This window comes from Sporolactobacillus spathodeae (genome assembly GCF_016908935.1).
GTDB classification, from domain to species: Bacteria; Bacillota; Bacilli; order Bacillales; family Sporolactobacillaceae; genus Sporolactobacillus; species Sporolactobacillus spathodeae.
This window is the reverse complement of the sequence record NZ_JAFBEV010000001.1, coordinates 154,160-169,449: the sequence shown is the minus strand read 5'-3', so window position 1 is coordinate 169,449 and position 15,290 is coordinate 154,160. Positions and strand designations below refer to the sequence as shown.

Below are 15,290 nucleotides of genomic sequence, written 5' to 3'. Positions count from 1 at the left end.
CCCGAATAATTAAAAGGGACGTCTAAAAAGTCGAACATTCGACTTTAAGACGTCCCTTCGTGTTTAGATTTGTTACCAAACAAAAAAATCATGCTTTTTGCATTCAAAAACGAAATGTCTATTATTCACGATTATTTTCGTTCATTTTTCGGTGAAAAGCACCTTCTTCAGCATCACGAACCCGGTGAGCTAACCTGCTTGATGCATCAGCCGCAATGCTGGCGACCAAATCGTCTAAAAAGGTATTCACTCGTCCATTTTTCATTTGATCTAATTCACCAATAATTCTTGGCTTCACCTTATCCAGATAACCAAAAGTTGTCGAGGCAATGCTTCCAAACGCCGAAACAGCTCCGAGAGCAATCGTTTCGTCAACACCGAACAGTCCTTCGTCCTGATCTATAAGTGATTGAAGCGGTTCATCGAGCAGTTTCTTTTCTGCAAGTTTATCCAGTTCAATGCCGACAAGAATCGCATGCTGCAGCTCACGTTTTGCCAAAACACCGGTCACGTTTTCAATGCACATGGCAAGCGATAAATTCCGCACAAATGGCTTTTGCAAGTCAAAAACGATCTGTGCGATATCTTCAATCGACACACCGCGATCTTTCAGTGCGCGTACAGCTGCTTCTTCAACTGCACGAGAGGTCACACGTTTTTTATTTGCCGAAAAAAAAGTGGCATCTTGAGGAAGACCGGGTGCGTACGTCATTTTCTTCGAGAATTCCTTTTTGTTTAACATCAGTGATGAACTCCTTTCCTGATCAGCACGGTGCTGCTCAAGCACCATTTAATAATAGCCGTCAATCCAAACGGCGCAGAAATCCTTCTATCCATTTTATGTTACTTTAATGAAAAAAATGAGTAGCGTGAACGAATTACAAAAATTCATGGAAATATGATCCGTTTCTCCCCTGTCTCTGTTGAAGTCGGTTGTTGTTATTAATCGTTTTATTGGCCATGTGTTTGCTTGCCGCGGGCGTACCGCGAGCCTCCTCGACTAGGCACTAATCTGCGGGGCTCTCTGGCACGCCGTTCCCGCAAGGCACCATCACACATTGCCTTTTTGGGTAAACAGCAACATTTAATTATAACAGAGCGTTTCCCTGATAATCGATACAAACAAAATTAGATATAAAACGACTTCGTATAAAATCAAAACCGTGCAGAAAACTAAATAAATAGATCCGGTCTGTTTGCGCAGTCGGCACTATTTTTTGCACGGGGGGATTATTCTGGAATCTTATGGGGCAATTATCATCGAATTGACCGTCGGCCTGTTCGGCCTGCTCTTATTGACAAAAATCATGGGGCGATCCTCGCTATCAGAAGCTACACCACTTGATCTGATCGCCATGATCGTTGTCGGTGATTTTGTCAGTGAAGCAATTTACGATCCAGAAACATCAGTGATTAAAATTCTTTTTTCGATCTCTTTTTGGGGATTTTTAATCTACCTGATTGATTTAATCACACTTAAATTCCATAAAATGCGTGCTTTTATTGAAAGTTCACCTGCAGTCGTTATTCACGGCGGAAAAGTTGATCGTGAAGTAATGCGCAAAAATAGAATGGATATGAACCACTTGCAAATGCTACTGCGCGAGCGAGAAATTTTTTCAATTCGTGAAGTGGACTACGCCATTTTAGAGACGAACGGAAAAGTCTCCGTTATTCGCAGCCCGGACTATCAATTTCTCAATCGCCGAGATAGCCAAAGTTTGCGTCCGCCGGTTACCATGTCCTATACATTAATCAGCGATGGGATTATTCTTGATAAAAATTTGTCTGCTGCCGGTAAATCGAAAAGATGGCTCAAAAGCGAACTACAAAGCCGGTCGATACAGAACCCCGCATCCGTCATGCTCGCAGAATGGCGTAAGGAAGACGGCTTGTATGTGCAAACTTATGAGGAATCCTGATCAGTTACAACAAAAAACCGGTGTTTGAAAAAACACCGGCCTTTTTCTACCCGAATTGACGCTTATTCTTTGGTTCGCTGATCGATGACTTGAATCGGCACTTTTTCATTTCCCAACTTCGGAAACCCGAGAATCTCGCGATTGATATGCGGTTCGGAAATATGTGCGCGAACAGAGTCAGACGAAGCAGACGCTTGCCCACTCTGCTTTACAATTACTTCATCAGCATAGATGATCAGCTTATCCACATGAATGATTTTGGGTTCATTTTTCTTCGCCTCAGCCAATTGAATCCCTCCATAAGTCTGTTCGCCACACTATATGCAAGCGGAAGACAAACCGGACCCAATCGACGTGCTCGATTTTCTTAAAAAAGCGGCAGAGAAAAGATTATATACTAATAATATTGAACCCGGCATCCACGTGAATCGTTTCGCCTGTAATATTTTTTGCGAGGTCACTGAACAGGAATAATGCGGTGTTGCCCACGTCTTCCGGACTGATCGATCGACGAAGCGGTGCTTTTTCTTCAATGACTTTTAGTACACTATTGAATTCGGCGATGCCTTTGGCTGACAAGGTACGCACCGGACCTGCTGAAATACCGTTCACACGAATATTGTCTTTGCCAAGATCGTTTGCAAGATATTTAACGCTCGCGTCAAGACTCGCTTTCGCAACGCCCATCACGTTATAATTCTTGACAACGCGTTCGCCGCCGAGATACGTCATCGTCACAACGCTGCCGCCATCGGTCATTAATGATTTTGCTTCCTTAAGGACCGCTGTTAAAGAATAGGCACTGATATTCTGTGCCAGAAGAAAACCATCACGGGTTGTATTCATATAATCGCCGTCTAATTCATCTTTCTTCGCAAAGGCAATGCAGTGAGCTAATCCGTGAATCACTCCTGCATCCTCTTTGATCTTCGCGAAAGTGGCAGCAATTTCTTCGTCGCTTGTCACATCACATGGGTAAAATAAACTTTCTTTGCCTTCCAATGTTTCAGCGAGTTTTTCAACTGGTTCACGGAAACGTTCATTATTATAAGTGAAAATCAATCGAGCTCCGGCCTTGTCAAGCGCCTGAGCGATACCCCAAGCGATGCTCCGTTTATTGGCCACACCCATAACGACATATGTACGACCCTTCAATGTCAGATCCATGCTTCAACCTCCTGATAGTTACCAAACTTCCAAAATATATTATAGCAGAAACCGTTAGGCAAGTCCTTATTGTCATGTTCCGCGCCCTCAATACAGCCTAGGCAAAAAAACGGTTATAGGATGCCACGATAAAGGGTTCTGCCCCAGACGCTTACCCCTTTTTACCTGTTTCTTTTTTTATTGCTTTAAGCTATCATTATTGAAGTGTCACTTGATTGACAGGACATCAAACTGAAGCGCTCGAGGGACTAAAAACATGATGACTAAAGACTCGTTATCAAAAATTGATTATATATTACTTTTCATTATTTTTTTATTAGGCTGTGTCAGCTACATCGCGATTTCAAACGCGCCAGGACTTAATGGTGGACGTGCGATCGGAAGCGCGCATCGTCAGATTTTCTGGTATGTACTCGGTTTTATTGTTTTTGCCGGTTTTAGTTTTTTGGACTATGAACGTTTGAAACGGATGCACTGGCTATTTTATGGGTTCGGCTTATTTATGTTGTTCGGTCTAACACTTGCGAAACTCGGTCTGCCGATCCCGCTCGCCAACCAAACAAACGGTGCTTGGAGTTGGTATTCTTTTACAAGTTCTATAAAATTGGAACCTGCCGAATTTGTAAAAATCTTTTTGATTTTATCACTGGCTGCGATTATCGATAAACATAACGAAATGTATCCAATACGGACGGCACATGAAGACTGGCTGTTACTCCGCAAAATCGCCTATATTTCGTTGCCGCCGTTTGCCTTGATTTTCATTCAACCCGATCTTGGCAGTGCGCTCGTACTTTTTTCAATTATCGTTTGCATGACTGTCGTCAGTGGCATCCATTGGAAATTTATTAGTGGCATCCTTTCGACCATCGTTGCCGGTTTAATATTCTTTGCGATTGCCTGGTTCAAATTTCCTCAACTTGTCAATATTGTTCTGGAAGCCCACCAGCGCGAACGGTTCTATGCCTGGACCAATCCCTATCAGTATTCCTCACAAGCCGGTTTTCAGCTGATTCAATCTCTGAACTCTATTGGCTCGGGACAATTTTTTCACCACGGTTATAATCCGGCGATCACGCTCCCAGAAGGAAATACCGATTTTATTTTTGCGATAATCGGCGGAACATACGGTTTCCTAGGTGCAGTGATTGTCATTCTACTCTATTTTCTTCTGCTCTCGCGTATTGTCCGAACCGCGAGCGGGACGCATGATCCATTCGGCAGTTATATTTGCACAGGCATTATCGGCCTGCTGATGTTTCAGATTTTCGAGAATATTGGCATGACGATCCAAGTCATGCCCATTACTGGAATTACCCTTCCCTTTCTCAGTTATGGAGGGAGCTCACTTATCTCCAGTATGATTTGTATGGGCCTCGTGCAAAGTGTGCGCATGCAGACGCATCGCTTTATGTTTTCTTGAAGCACCCGCTCGCGGTGCTTTTTTTGTCAGCGGAATGAAGCATTCAGAAAAACTTGGCAGAGCCAAGCTTTTCTAATAAATAGAGAATGATTAGGCAAACAGAAGGGGAATACTAAAAAAAACAATTGTCTCAGGGGCTGAATCATTGTGTTTGACATTATTGGCGACGTGCATGGCTGCTTCGATGAATTTAAAAAGTTAACGATTGCCCTAGGCTATGCGTGGGTATCGGACATCCCCGTTCACCCTCAGGATCGTCGTCTAATCTTTGTCGGTGATATCACCGATCGCGGGCCTCAATCTGTGAAAATGATTGAACTGACAGTCAAACTTGTCAACGAAGGCAAGGCCTTGTATGTTCCTGGAAATCATTGCAATAAACTTTACCGTTATATGCAAGGACGAAAGGTTCAGATTATTCACGGACTCGAGACAACCGTTCATGAGCTGACGCTTCTTTCTCCCGCCCGACGGATGGCCGTTTCGTCAGGCTTCATACATCTCTATGAACAATCAAATTTGCTCCTACGTCTCGATAACGAGCGACTCATAGTCTGCCACGCCGGCATCAAAGCCAGCGATTTAACACGACCAATTGATAAAAAGCTGCGTTCAATTTTGCTTTACGGCTATACTACCGGACGAACAGATGAACAAGGTCATCCGGAGCGTCTGGATTGGGCCAAAGATTATCAGGGGAAACCTTGGATCGTCTACGGGCATACGCCCGTCACCGTTCCGCGTTGGGTCAACCACACGCTGAATCTCGACACCGGATGCGTGTTCGGCGGCGCGTTAAGTGCCCTTCGTTATCCGGAGATGCTCACCTGCTCCGTGCCCTCATCGATGCCAAAGATGCCCGAACACTTTAGAGCTTTTCCAGAACAAGAGACGTATCTGCAAGCCGTGCCATGTCCGGTGGATAGGCCGCATGCAAATGGATCAATTGATCGGTAAAGGGATGAACGAATGAAAGTTCAAAACTGTGCAACGCCTGTCTCGAAATTTTTTCCATTGGACCGCCATATAAATCGTCACCAAGGAGCGGATGGCCAATCGAAGAAAAATGAACGCGGATTTGGTGCGTCCGGCCCGTCTGTAGTTGGACAAGAACGAGCGTACGATCTGGGAAACGTTTCAGAACTTGATAATGGGTAATCGAGCGACGTCCATCGATCCAATCCACTTGACGCTCAATGACACTGCCCTCACGACGCCCGATCGGCGCATCAATTGTTCCCGCATCATTTTTTACTTCTCCGGAAACAAAAGTTAAATAACGACGATGGACTTCTTTATTTTTTTGCATCTTAAAGAAGCGTTCATGACTGAAGCGGTTTTTAGCGACGAGCATCAAACCTGATGTATTGCGATCGAGCCGGTTAATGATATGAACCGTTGAAGCAAGATTCTGCTTTTCAAAATACGCGAGCAGAAAATTGGCAAGCGTCCCTTGAGGATATTGATGCGAGGGTATCACAGGAATTCCAGCGGGTTTGTTGACGACCAACAGTTCGTGATCCTCATAGACAATAGCCAAGGGCTGTTCCTCGCTTTTCAAAAACGCACTATGCGCCTCTGGAGGAAAAACGATGGTTAGTCTCTCGCCTGCTTTCAAAATATGGCGAACCGTTCGTTCTTCACCGTCAATCAGCAATTTTCCACCCTTGTATTTAATCGCCGAAAGCGCTCGGCGTGACACGCGAATTTCTTTTTTCAAGAATTCTCGGAGCATAACCCCGCTATACGATTGATTGATAACCTTTTCAATTTTGTAACAATGCTTCATGAAAAAACCTCATTTTATTTTCTTGACATTATATCCTTTACTTATTTATCGATCCACGGTTTATCCTGCCACGCTGCGCATCGCTATTCATTAACCAATAAATGAATCCCGTACCCGGCGCCAGAAAGGAAAAGGTCGAAAGCGGGCAAAACAGATTTTTTCCTTTGCCACGGCACATTCAATCTCCTCCACCTTTTCATGCAGGGTGGCTATATGATCGATACTCAAATTAAAACCGCTGGCGTCCACTGGGCGTACCTGACAATGATGATGCTTAGGCAGGATAATCGGTGAACCGAGCGTTCGATAGACACGATTATTGATCGACGCAATCTCCGTCAATTGAATCGATTCAAGTGATGGATGAACAATAGCGCCGGACAAACCTTTATTGTAGGCCGTTGAGCCCGTCGGTGTCGAGAAACAGAGCCCGTCACCACGAAAACTCTCAAATAGTTCATGACGGATAAAGACGTCTGAGACGAGTAATCCCTCAGCGCTACGAATCGTGCATTCGTTCAATGCGAGATAGTTCGCAGACTCCTTGTTATCCTTAAAGGTCACTGACACACGCAGTAGCGGATAGATCACACTTGTATATTTCCTATTCGCTATTGCCTCAATAAGCAGCGGCAATTCCTGAGCGGTCCAATCTGCATAGAAACCGAGATGTCCGGTATGGACACCGACAAATGCTGTCTGCCCCAGCCGCGCTACATAGCGATGAAATGCCTGGAGCAGCGTACCATCACCGCCGACCGAGATAACAAGATCAGGGTTCGCCGCATCATAGCGAAAACCGATCCGGGTCAATTCACGAACAAGCCGTGACTGCAATTGATTGGAAAACGAGTCTCCACGTGTTTCAATAGCAAATGTCGTCAGGTTGCCAAGCTCTTCAGTTGCATGTTCCCCGGATAACAAGTCGTCTTTCATTTTGCCGTTCCCCCCGGCCAAGACTCAAGATGTTCTTCTGCATTCTTTTGCGAAAACCGTTCCTGTGCCGCCCATATTTCCTCACGTATTTGTGACATTTCTTCATCCAGACGAAAAGCGGCTTCAGCAGCACGCAATAAGCGTTTTTTTACATCCGTTGGTATATTGCCCTTATATTTATAATTCAGCGAATGCTCAATGGTCGCCCAAAAATTCATCGCTAAAGTTCGTACTTGAATTTCTGCAAGAATTTTTTGTTCACCCGTAATCGTCTGTACGGGATACTCGACGACGACATGGTAGGAACGATAGCCGCTTTTTTTCTTATTATTAATATAATCGCGTTCCTCGACCACAACAAAATCGGTCCGCGCCCGAATCCATTGAACCACTTTCATAATATCGTCGACGAATTGACACATGATACGAACACCGGCCAAATCCTGCATTTGCGTATTCAGTTGATCGAGCGGGATATCTTTACGTCTCGCTTTTTCCAATATGCTGGGCACGGGTTTCACCCTTCCAGTCACAAACTCAATTGGCGAATTCTGTGACGAGGCACCGCATAAATCGCGATAGCCGCGCAGTTTGACCTTTAATTCATCAACGGCCTGACTATATGGTGCAAGAAATACTTTCCAATCCATAATCCAACCACCTGTCTTTACTCACAGCAACTGGGCAATCGTTTCGTTTCTTCTCAAAGCCTAAAAAACATCTTTGTTATTTTCCAGAAATCGCATCATTCTGCTGTTGTTTCTTCTCTTTCATTATGTCATAATTTATTGGAAGTTACGAGTTTATCCTGGCAATCAATGAGAATCAATAAGCAACAGATTTCAAGGAGCTCCGGAAATGACTCAAGAATTGGAAATTGAATTTAAGAATATGCTCACTGCTGAGCAATTCAACAAACTATGTCTCTATTTTGAATGTACCCCCGCATCCTTTTTCAAGCAGGTGAATGACTATTTCGATACACCGACACTTGCCCTCCGCGATCAGCATTCGGCACTTCGAATCCGCCACCTCCCAGGGATTCACGATCTGACGCTGAAACAGCCGCATGATGGCGTCATTCTTGAAACCCATCAGCAGCTTACAGACGATGAAAATCAGGACATGATTCATTTCGGTGTGATGCCTGCAGGTGATGTGGAACAGCAAATCACTCAGATGGGCATTGATGTGGACAAACTGATACATCTTGGTCAGCTGCGTACAGAACGCTGTGAGTTTCCATACAAAGGCGGCACATTATTCCTCGATCACAGCTTCTATTTAAAGCACGAAGATTACGAGATCGAGATGGAAACATCAGACAGCCTGAACGGGAAGCCGCTTTTTGAACAATTGTTGCGTGCGCACAATATTGAACGTCAGCCTTCGGCTAGCAAAATCGCTCGACTCTACAAGGCACTAAAAAAGGCTTGAAAAAACATGCATTGATATTACAGATAAAGGAACAAAAAGGAGAAGAGCCAAATGAATGCTTCGATCACACCGGATATGTTGACGAAATTACTTGCAGTTGCATCATTCCCGAGTGATACCGGAGACGAGGCAAACAATGCTGCGAGCAGCAATTCCGCAGATTTTTCCTTGCTGCTTGGCTCGCTATTGCAGTATCTCGATAACACGGGCAGCAATTCCACCACCTCTATGAGTAGTAGCTTGAATCCAGGAGGCGTGTCTGCGACCCAAGCCCTTTGGGATCAATTGTCGCTGAATCAATCCCTAAATCCAATCAACAGCAAGAAGCAAACGACTGCTGCATCAACAACTGTATCACATTCGTCTGCAAGCGATAATTTCACAGCGATTATTCATCAGGCGGCATCAAAATACGGTGTTGATCCATCACTAATCCGCTCAGTGATGGAGACCGAATCAGGCGGAAATAAGGAGGCTGTCAGTGCGACTGGCGCTCAAGGGCTGATGCAATTAATGCCTGCGACTGCCCGAGCACTTGGTGTATCCAACAGCTTCGACCCCGTTCAGAATATTGAAGGCGGGACGAAATACTTAAAACATTTGTTAAATGAATTTCAAGGAAACACACGTCTTGCACTGGCGGCGTACAATGCCGGTTCCGGTAGTGTCAGAAAATATGGCGGCGTTCCACCCTATTCAGAAACCGTAGCTTATGTCGATAAAGTGATGAATAAACTCAATACATACTCCGTCTAAACAATTTCCCTTTATGAGATGCGACTGACGGAGCAATTTTACCTTGCAAACAATTTCGCTGATTATTCAAAGAAACCCCCAACAGCAATGAGCTGTTGGGGGTTTTCGACTAATAAATCTTTAAAAATTAAAATTGACTGTCATCCACTTGATTGAGCCAAGAAGAAACCGCATCGATTACCGTTGATACACAGCCCTCTTTAAATGGGGACTCAAGTTTCGCTGTTTGAACCAAATCAAGGAATGATTGACTCCCTCCCTGCTTGCACAGGTGGAGATAATCTTTCCATGCTGATGCAAAATCCTCTTGAGACTTCTTCCAGAACTCAAACGCGCATACCTGAGCAAGCGTATAGTCGATGTAGTAAAACGGTGATTCATAAATATGACCCTGGCGCTGCCAGACGCCGCCGCGCTCAAGATAGTTCATGCCATCATAATCCCGATGCGGCAGATATTTCTGCTCGATTTCTTTCCAGGCTTGCTTTCGCTCTGCAGGAGTCATCTCCGGATGTTCATAAACCACATGCTGGAATTCATCGACACTCACACCGTACGGCAAGAAAAGTAAGGCTTCACTTAGATGGGCAAATTTTCTTTTTTCCGTTTCTTCTTTGAAGAATAAATTCATCCACGGCCAGGTGAAGAATTCCATACTCATCGAATGAATTTCTGCACCTTCGTACGTTGGCCAGCGATAATCAATTAAATTATTTTTTGTCGAATACACTTGGAATGCATGTCCAGCCTCATGAGTCAAGACGTCAATATCTCCTGCAGTTCCATTGAAATTCGAGAAAATGAACGGCGACTGATAGTCAAAGATATACGTGCAATAGCCGCCTCCAGCCTTCCCTTTCGTCGCCAGCAGATCCATCAGATGGTGATCGATCATATAATCGAAAAATTCTCCGGTTTCAGGCGACAATTCATGATACATTTTCTTGCCATGCTTCAAAATCCAATCGGCATCGCCTTTTGGTTTCGCATTACCCGTTTTAAAATAGTAGGGTTCATCATAAAAATAGAACTTTTCCACTCCGAGACGCGCGCGTTGCCGCTCGTACAGTTTATTCGCGACAGGAACGACATAGCGACGAATCTGCTCACGATAGTTCTTGACCATTTCTTTGTCATAACCGATTCGCGCCATTCGGTAATAGCTCATCTCGGTATAATTTGCAAACCCAAGCTTATGGGCAATTTCTGTACGAATTTTTACTAAGTGATCATAAATTGTATCGAATTCCTCTTCATGATCAGCGAAGTAACCGAAATAAGCAGCCGTCGCAGCCTTACGTACCTCGCGATCCTCCGATTCACGATCGGCCATCAACTGCGCCAACGTCCGTTCCTCGCCGTCAAAAGCTATTTTCGCCGCCGCAATCAATTTAGTATACTTAGAAGCCCACTTATTTTCTTCCTGCATTAGTGGGATTACATCATCGGAAAACGACTTCAACTGAGCGTTAGCGAGCGAAAAAAGCTGTTTTCCCCATTTTTTTTCAAGTTGCGCCTGATATGGCGACTGCATTAGAAGCTGATAAAAGGCAGTTGTTTTCCCCTCGAATAGAGGCATCGTCTCATCCATATAATCGTTCTCTTCCTTATAGAAGGGATCTTCGGTATTAATCGTATGTCTGATTTCGACGAGATTAAACAGCGTATCCAAATGTTTCCTCAGTTCATTCACTTGCAGAAAAGCCGCTTCTGCTGCTTCAAAAGATTTCGCAGATCGAAAAGCATCAAATGCGTTTTCGAATTTTTTTTCATACGCCGCAACTTCCGGGCGCGTGTATTGAAAATCCTCAAATACTGTCATCGCCAATCACCTCGACACTTTCCTATCACTAAAGGCCGTTCCGACCTCCTGCTTCCATTATAAGGTTGATTACAAGTGAAGGAAAGGAAGCCCTGGGCAAAAGAGAAAAACTTAGCTTTGGCTTAGCCAAGGCCTTGGACGATAGCTAAGTCATATATTTTCTTAATTCCAATGAAACCGTATACATTCCAGCGTATAAAAAAAAAGCCGGGCAAAACGTCCGAACTTTTTTTGATCGAAGACTATAGGGTTAAATATGTTGACCAATCATTCGGTGATGGCTGCGATGGCGGCGGTAATCGCCATGGAGCACCATCCGATGAACAATTAGTGTCACTACCACACCGCATAAGCAAAGCACAACAACGGCAGAAACGACACCCATCCAGCCAAATCGCTGCAGAAATAGTCCGCCTGTCGATCCAACGATACTCGATCCTACATAATAGAAGAGTAAGTAAAGTGAGGACGCCTGCGCCTTTTCCCGCCTGTTTGCTAGAATACCGACCCAGCTGCTAGCTACTGAATGACCGCCGAAAAATCCGAAAGTGAAAAGTGCAAGTCCAAGAATTTTTACTGGCAGCGAAACGGCCATAGTTAGTGACAAACCGCCTGCCATCAAGAGCAGACAAAAACCAATGACACCTGACCGGCTCATGTGATCGGATATTTTCCCCATAACTGTTGAACTAACTGTTCCGACCAAAAAGATGATAAAGATGAAGCCGACAACGGTCTGACTGAGATCATAAGGGGGCTGCATTAACGGTATACCGATATAGTTAAAAACCGTCACAAAGCCGCCCATCAATACAAAACCAAGCACATAGAGCATGACAAGCGCCGGCGATTCTATATTTTCAATAAACCCTGCCATCGTCCGTTTTAACGACGTCCGTTTCGCTTTAAAATGTTTTGATTTCGGTAGAAATATGATAAAGCAGGCACACATGATTAAATTGAGGAGACCGAGGCCGGCAATGGCGATATTCCAAGAAAAGTGATCGCTGAGAAAACCGACAATCAAACGGCCGGACAAACCGCCAATACTATTGCCACTAACGAAAATGCCAATGACATAACCGAGAACTTTCTTATCAAACTCTTCATTTATATAAGCCATCGCGATCGATGGATACCCGGCGAGTAACGCACCTTGAATAAACCGTACAGCAATCAGCAATGGTAGATAATCGATAAAACCAATGATTATTGAAAGTATTGCGGATGACAAAAGTGCCAAAATCATCACTTTTTTTCGGTTAAACATTCCCGAACAAAACGAGACAAACAAAAGACAGATTGCCAAAGCACCAGTCGCTCCTGACAATGTCAGACTGGCAAATGCCGGCGATACATGAAATTTGTTTGCGATGACCGCAATGACCGGCTGCGTACTGTATAAATCGGCATACATGATAAAGCTGCCCAGAAACAGGGCTATTAATGTCTTTTTGAAGCCCTTGTTTTCTGGTGATAAATAATCCATGAAAGAGTCCATCCCTTCTGTTTCTTGGTAAAATCCATAGTATGACAGATTACTGGTGATGTCTAATATAATTCTTGAATAATAACTATGCACCGAGGGTAATAATACAAGCGACTCTGAGTGTTTTCAAAACTCAGAATCAAGCAAGTGACGTGTTATTGAAGCGTCAGTGAAAATCTTGAGTACCTAATCAGCTTTTCTCTCTTACTGTGCGTTTTGTCAGCAATTCGAGCGCCACTGAAGCAACGCGTTACTTACTTCATGCGAAAGGCTCAAATTTTGTTTTTTTATAGAATTTATGTATCTTTTTCATGCGCATTAGGAATATTATGGTATCTTAGAATTAGGTAAGTATTGACTATCGGAAGTCCCAGGAGTGATTGGATGGAATGGCAGCAAATTGAATATTTTCAAGTAGTCGCGCAACTGCAGCACATGACAAAAGCTGCAGAAGCGCTCTCGATTTCTCAGCCCGCGTTGAGCCGATCCATTGCCCGTCTTGAGGAAGAATTAGGTGTCGCGCTTTTCGAACGTCAAGGGCGGAGTATTATCCTCAATCAATATGGACGGCTGCTGCTGAAACACGTGAATAATATTCTAAAGGAAATAGATGATACAAGACGTGAACTGAAAACTTTAATGGATCCAGAATATGGTGAGGTTTCGCTTGGGTTTCTGCATACACTCGGCGTCAATGTTATTCCCGACATTTTGCGTTCATTTCAGAAACTGCATCCCAATACAAAGATTAAGCTCTATCAAAACAACAATACAGCATTGCTCCATCAGCTTGAAACGGGTGAAATTGACCTATGTTTAGTCCATCATTCTTTTGATGAACCCCATATCCTTTGGGAAAAATTATGGGAAGAAGAACTTTTTCTAATGGTCCCAGCTGATCACGCACTTGCTGAGAAAACCAGTGTGTCCTTGAAAGAAATAGAAAAGGAACCGATCATCTCGATGAAACCTGGATACGAACTGCGGAAAATTGCTGACAAACTTTGCCGAAAGGCGAATTTTGTCCCAAATATTACTTTTGAAGGCGAGGAAGTGACAACACTTGCTGGACTTGTCGCGTCCGGTCTTGGTGTCGCCCTGCTTCCTGATCAAAAGGACATCGACGAAACCAAGGTTAGAAAGGTTCACATCACTTGGCCAAGTTGCAAACGACAAATTGGACTTTCTTGGTATGAAGGCCGTTATATATCCCCTGCTGTAAAGCAATTTATGAAATTTATTTTTCAGAAATACAGTCAGACGCACGTCTTTTAAACCGCTCCTTCAACACGTTTTATCGTTTTTTAATCGCCGCTATTAACGAGCAATATAGAATAGGTTATTTTGCAATAAATGCGCTTCGGCTGCTCGTTTACCGCGGGCGATCCGTGAGCCTCCTCAAACAGGCTGGAATCTGTGGGGGCCACCTGGCTCGCTTTTCCCGCAAGCGTCTCGCGCCTTCGCTTAATATTTCATCAAAAGCCATATACATTCTTATCTTTTTAGAAAACAGAAAAAAGCACATCAGCTTGGCCGAAAGGGCCGTTGATGTGCTTTTAGTTTTCTACTTCTTTTTTTCTTCTTGCTTCAAACAATTGCAGAAAATAGCGATAATCTTCTTCACTTAATGCAGAATTTCTGACAGGAAGGCTTTCACCATGTTTCATCTGCTGAACAACGCGCTGCTCTTCCTCGTTATGAAAACAGCCGATAATTTTATTTGTTTCTAATATATTCGTAAATGCTTGCGGATCAATTTGTTTAATTAATTGTTCCATCCGGTACAATTCATAGTGGCTGATAACGATCATAATTGAACAATGCTCAGCTCCAGTAAAACCACCGTAAGACGGGATAAGGGTCATGCCGCGATCAAATTCGTTCTGAATAGCCTCAATCAATTCATCTTTTTTATCCGTAATTGTGATCACAGTCAATTTTTGATATTTTGTATGGATCAAATCAATCACATAACTGTTAACAAAACGTGAAATCAATGTGTAGAGCGCAAATTGCCACTCATAGACCGCACCCGCAATTAAGATAATGATGCCATTCAAAACAAGAAAATAGCGACCTGAAGATGCATTTTTGTTTCTTCGCGTGAGGTAGATGGCAATAATATCAAGACCACCCGTAGAAATTCCGAATTTCAAAGCCAAACCAACACCAATCGCTGAGATCATGCCACCGAAAATTGAGTTGAGTAGTATATCCTTAGAGAGCGGATGGACTGGCAAAATAGATAAGAATAACGCTGTAAATAAAACTGTTACAAAACTGAAAAAGGTAAAACTTTTGCCAACCTTCTTCCAGCCTAGCCAAGCAATCGGCAAATTCAACAGCAGAACTAGCAAGGCAATAGGTAGATGCACAGGTCCCCAATCATATAAGATATCAGCAATTAATTGCGCAGCACCGTTAATACCTGAAGCATACACATGTGCCGGTATTAGGAAGAGATCCATACTTAATGCACATAGAAACGCGGAACAAAGTGAAATAGACAGTTTCTTTCCCAATTCTTGCAGCGGCATTTTTTCTTTCAT

Annotated in this window: 14 protein-coding genes and 1 pseudogene; 6 read left to right on the top strand and 9 right to left on the bottom strand. The window is 43.7% G+C overall.

All coding sequences use genetic code 11. The annotated features are described in order from the left end of the window. Positions 1–121: 121 nt before the first annotated feature. A complete protein-coding gene (locus tag JOC27_RS00730; protein WP_415641004.1) occupies positions 122–712 on the bottom strand; it encodes a phosphatidylglycerophosphatase A family protein in 591 nt (196 codons plus the stop codon). Between the two features lie 484 nt (positions 713–1,196). Here JOC27_RS00730 and JOC27_RS00725 point away from each other — a divergent pair, with 484 nt between their 5' ends. Beyond that, the gene (locus JOC27_RS00725; RefSeq protein WP_239529247.1) at positions 1,197–1,922 is read left to right on the top strand and encodes a DUF421 domain-containing protein; all 726 of its coding nucleotides are present in this window, start codon (positions 1,197–1,199) and stop codon (positions 1,920–1,922) included. A gap of 62 nt (positions 1,923–1,984) precedes the next feature. Here JOC27_RS00725 and JOC27_RS00720 read toward each other — a convergent pair whose 3' ends face one another. Beyond that, positions 1,985–2,209: a hypothetical protein gene (locus tag JOC27_RS00720; RefSeq protein ID WP_205005066.1), complete on the bottom strand. Its 225-nt coding sequence runs from the start codon at positions 2,207–2,209 to the stop codon at positions 1,985–1,987. 103 nt (positions 2,210–2,312) lie between these two features. Continuing rightward, positions 2,313–3,089 carry an enoyl-ACP reductase FabI gene (gene fabI, locus JOC27_RS00715; RefSeq protein WP_205005065.1) on the bottom strand — a complete coding sequence of 259 codons (777 nt, stop codon included), beginning with the start codon at positions 3,087–3,089 and terminating at the stop codon, positions 2,313–2,315. 256 nt (positions 3,090–3,345) lie between these two features. On the opposite strand from fabI, the gene JOC27_RS00710 reads away from it, so the two are divergent. Continuing rightward, positions 3,346–4,512 carry an FtsW/RodA/SpoVE family cell cycle protein gene (locus tag JOC27_RS00710; protein WP_239529245.1) on the top strand — a complete coding sequence of 389 codons (1,167 nt, stop codon included), beginning with the start codon at positions 3,346–3,348 and terminating at the stop codon, positions 4,510–4,512. Between the two features lie 144 nt (positions 4,513–4,656). Then, positions 4,657–5,394, top strand: a pseudogene (gene prpE, locus JOC27_RS00705) (bis(5'-nucleosyl)-tetraphosphatase PrpE); the annotation flags it as partial. Here prpE and JOC27_RS00700 read toward each other — a convergent pair. The 3 genes from JOC27_RS00700 to yjbM all read right to left on the bottom strand — a co-directional run bounded on the left by JOC27_RS00700 (position 5,381) and on the right by yjbM (position 7,887). Then, the gene (locus JOC27_RS00700) at positions 5,381–6,301 is read right to left on the bottom strand and encodes an RluA family pseudouridine synthase (RefSeq protein ID WP_205005064.1); all 921 of its coding nucleotides are present in this window, start codon (positions 6,299–6,301) and stop codon (positions 5,381–5,383) included. The pseudogene prpE and the gene JOC27_RS00700 overlap by 14 nt on opposite strands. Positions 6,302–6,391: 90 nt before the next feature. Beyond that, entirely contained in the window at positions 6,392–7,186 is a 795-nt protein-coding gene (locus JOC27_RS00695; RefSeq protein WP_239529264.1) for an NAD kinase, read from the bottom strand. Positions 7,187–7,233: 47 nt separating this feature from the next. Then, positions 7,234–7,887, bottom strand: coding sequence for a GTP diphosphokinase (gene yjbM / locus JOC27_RS00690; protein WP_205005062.1), 654 nt, complete (start codon positions 7,885–7,887; stop codon positions 7,234–7,236). A gap of 208 nt (positions 7,888–8,095) precedes the next feature. Here yjbM and JOC27_RS00685 point away from each other — a divergent pair, with 208 nt between their 5' ends. Continuing rightward, positions 8,096–8,674, top strand: coding sequence for a CYTH domain-containing protein (locus JOC27_RS00685; RefSeq protein ID WP_205005061.1), 579 nt, complete (start codon positions 8,096–8,098; stop codon positions 8,672–8,674). 51 nt (positions 8,675–8,725) lie between these two features. Beyond that, on the top strand, positions 8,726–9,430 hold the full coding sequence (locus JOC27_RS00680) for a lytic transglycosylase domain-containing protein (RefSeq protein ID WP_239529244.1): 705 nt from the start codon (positions 8,726–8,728) through the stop codon (positions 9,428–9,430). Positions 9,431–9,557: 127 nt separating this feature from the next. Here JOC27_RS00680 and JOC27_RS00675 read toward each other — a convergent pair whose 3' ends face one another. After that, positions 9,558–11,252 carry a M3 family oligoendopeptidase gene (locus JOC27_RS00675; protein ID WP_205005060.1) on the bottom strand — a complete coding sequence of 565 codons (1,695 nt, stop codon included), beginning with the start codon at positions 11,250–11,252 and terminating at the stop codon, positions 9,558–9,560. A 250-nt stretch (positions 11,253–11,502) separates the two neighbouring features. Next, the gene (locus tag JOC27_RS00670; RefSeq protein ID WP_205005059.1) at positions 11,503–12,741 is read right to left on the bottom strand and encodes an MFS transporter; all 1,239 of its coding nucleotides are present in this window, start codon (positions 12,739–12,741) and stop codon (positions 11,503–11,505) included. A 384-nt stretch (positions 12,742–13,125) separates the two neighbouring features. Between JOC27_RS00670 and JOC27_RS00665 the strand changes: the two genes are divergently transcribed. Continuing rightward, positions 13,126–14,016, top strand: a complete 891-nt coding sequence (locus JOC27_RS00665) for a LysR family transcriptional regulator (protein ID WP_205005058.1) — start codon at positions 13,126–13,128, stop codon at positions 14,014–14,016. Between the two features lie 281 nt (positions 14,017–14,297). On the opposite strand, the gene JOC27_RS00660 is transcribed toward JOC27_RS00665, so the two are convergent. Beyond that, entirely contained in the window at positions 14,298–15,290 is a 993-nt protein-coding gene (locus tag JOC27_RS00660) for a YitT family protein (RefSeq protein WP_205005057.1), read from the bottom strand.

Coding starts and splice junctions, on each gene's coding strand:
- JOC27_RS00730 (WP_415641004.1), bottom strand. CDS start 712: ATGACGTACGCACCCGGTCTTCCTCAAGATGCCACTTTTTTTTCGGCA.
- fabI (WP_205005065.1), bottom strand. CDS start 3,089: ATGGATCTGACATTGAAGGGTCGTACATATGTCGTTATGGGTGTGGCC.
- JOC27_RS00710 (WP_239529245.1), top strand. CDS start 3,346: ATGATGACTAAAGACTCGTTATCAAAAATTGATTATATATTACTTTTC.
- JOC27_RS00700 (WP_205005064.1), bottom strand. CDS start 6,301: ATGAAGCATTGTTACAAAATTGAAAAGGTTATCAATCAATCGTATAGC.
- yjbM (WP_205005062.1), bottom strand. CDS start 7,887: ATGGATTGGAAAGTATTTCTTGCACCATATAGTCAGGCCGTTGATGAA.
- JOC27_RS00685 (WP_205005061.1), top strand. CDS start 8,096: ATGACTCAAGAATTGGAAATTGAATTTAAGAATATGCTCACTGCTGAG.
- JOC27_RS00680 (WP_239529244.1), top strand. CDS start 8,726: ATGAATGCTTCGATCACACCGGATATGTTGACGAAATTACTTGCAGTT.
- JOC27_RS00675 (WP_205005060.1), bottom strand. CDS start 11,252: ATGACAGTATTTGAGGATTTTCAATACACGCGCCCGGAAGTTGCGGCG.
- JOC27_RS00670 (WP_205005059.1), bottom strand. CDS start 12,741: ATGGATTATTTATCACCAGAAAACAAGGGCTTCAAAAAGACATTAATA.
- JOC27_RS00665 (WP_205005058.1), top strand. CDS start 13,126: ATGGAATGGCAGCAAATTGAATATTTTCAAGTAGTCGCGCAACTGCAG.
- JOC27_RS00660 (WP_205005057.1), bottom strand. CDS start 15,290: ATGAAAGAAAAAATGCCGCTGCAAGAATTGGGAAAGAAACTGTCTATT.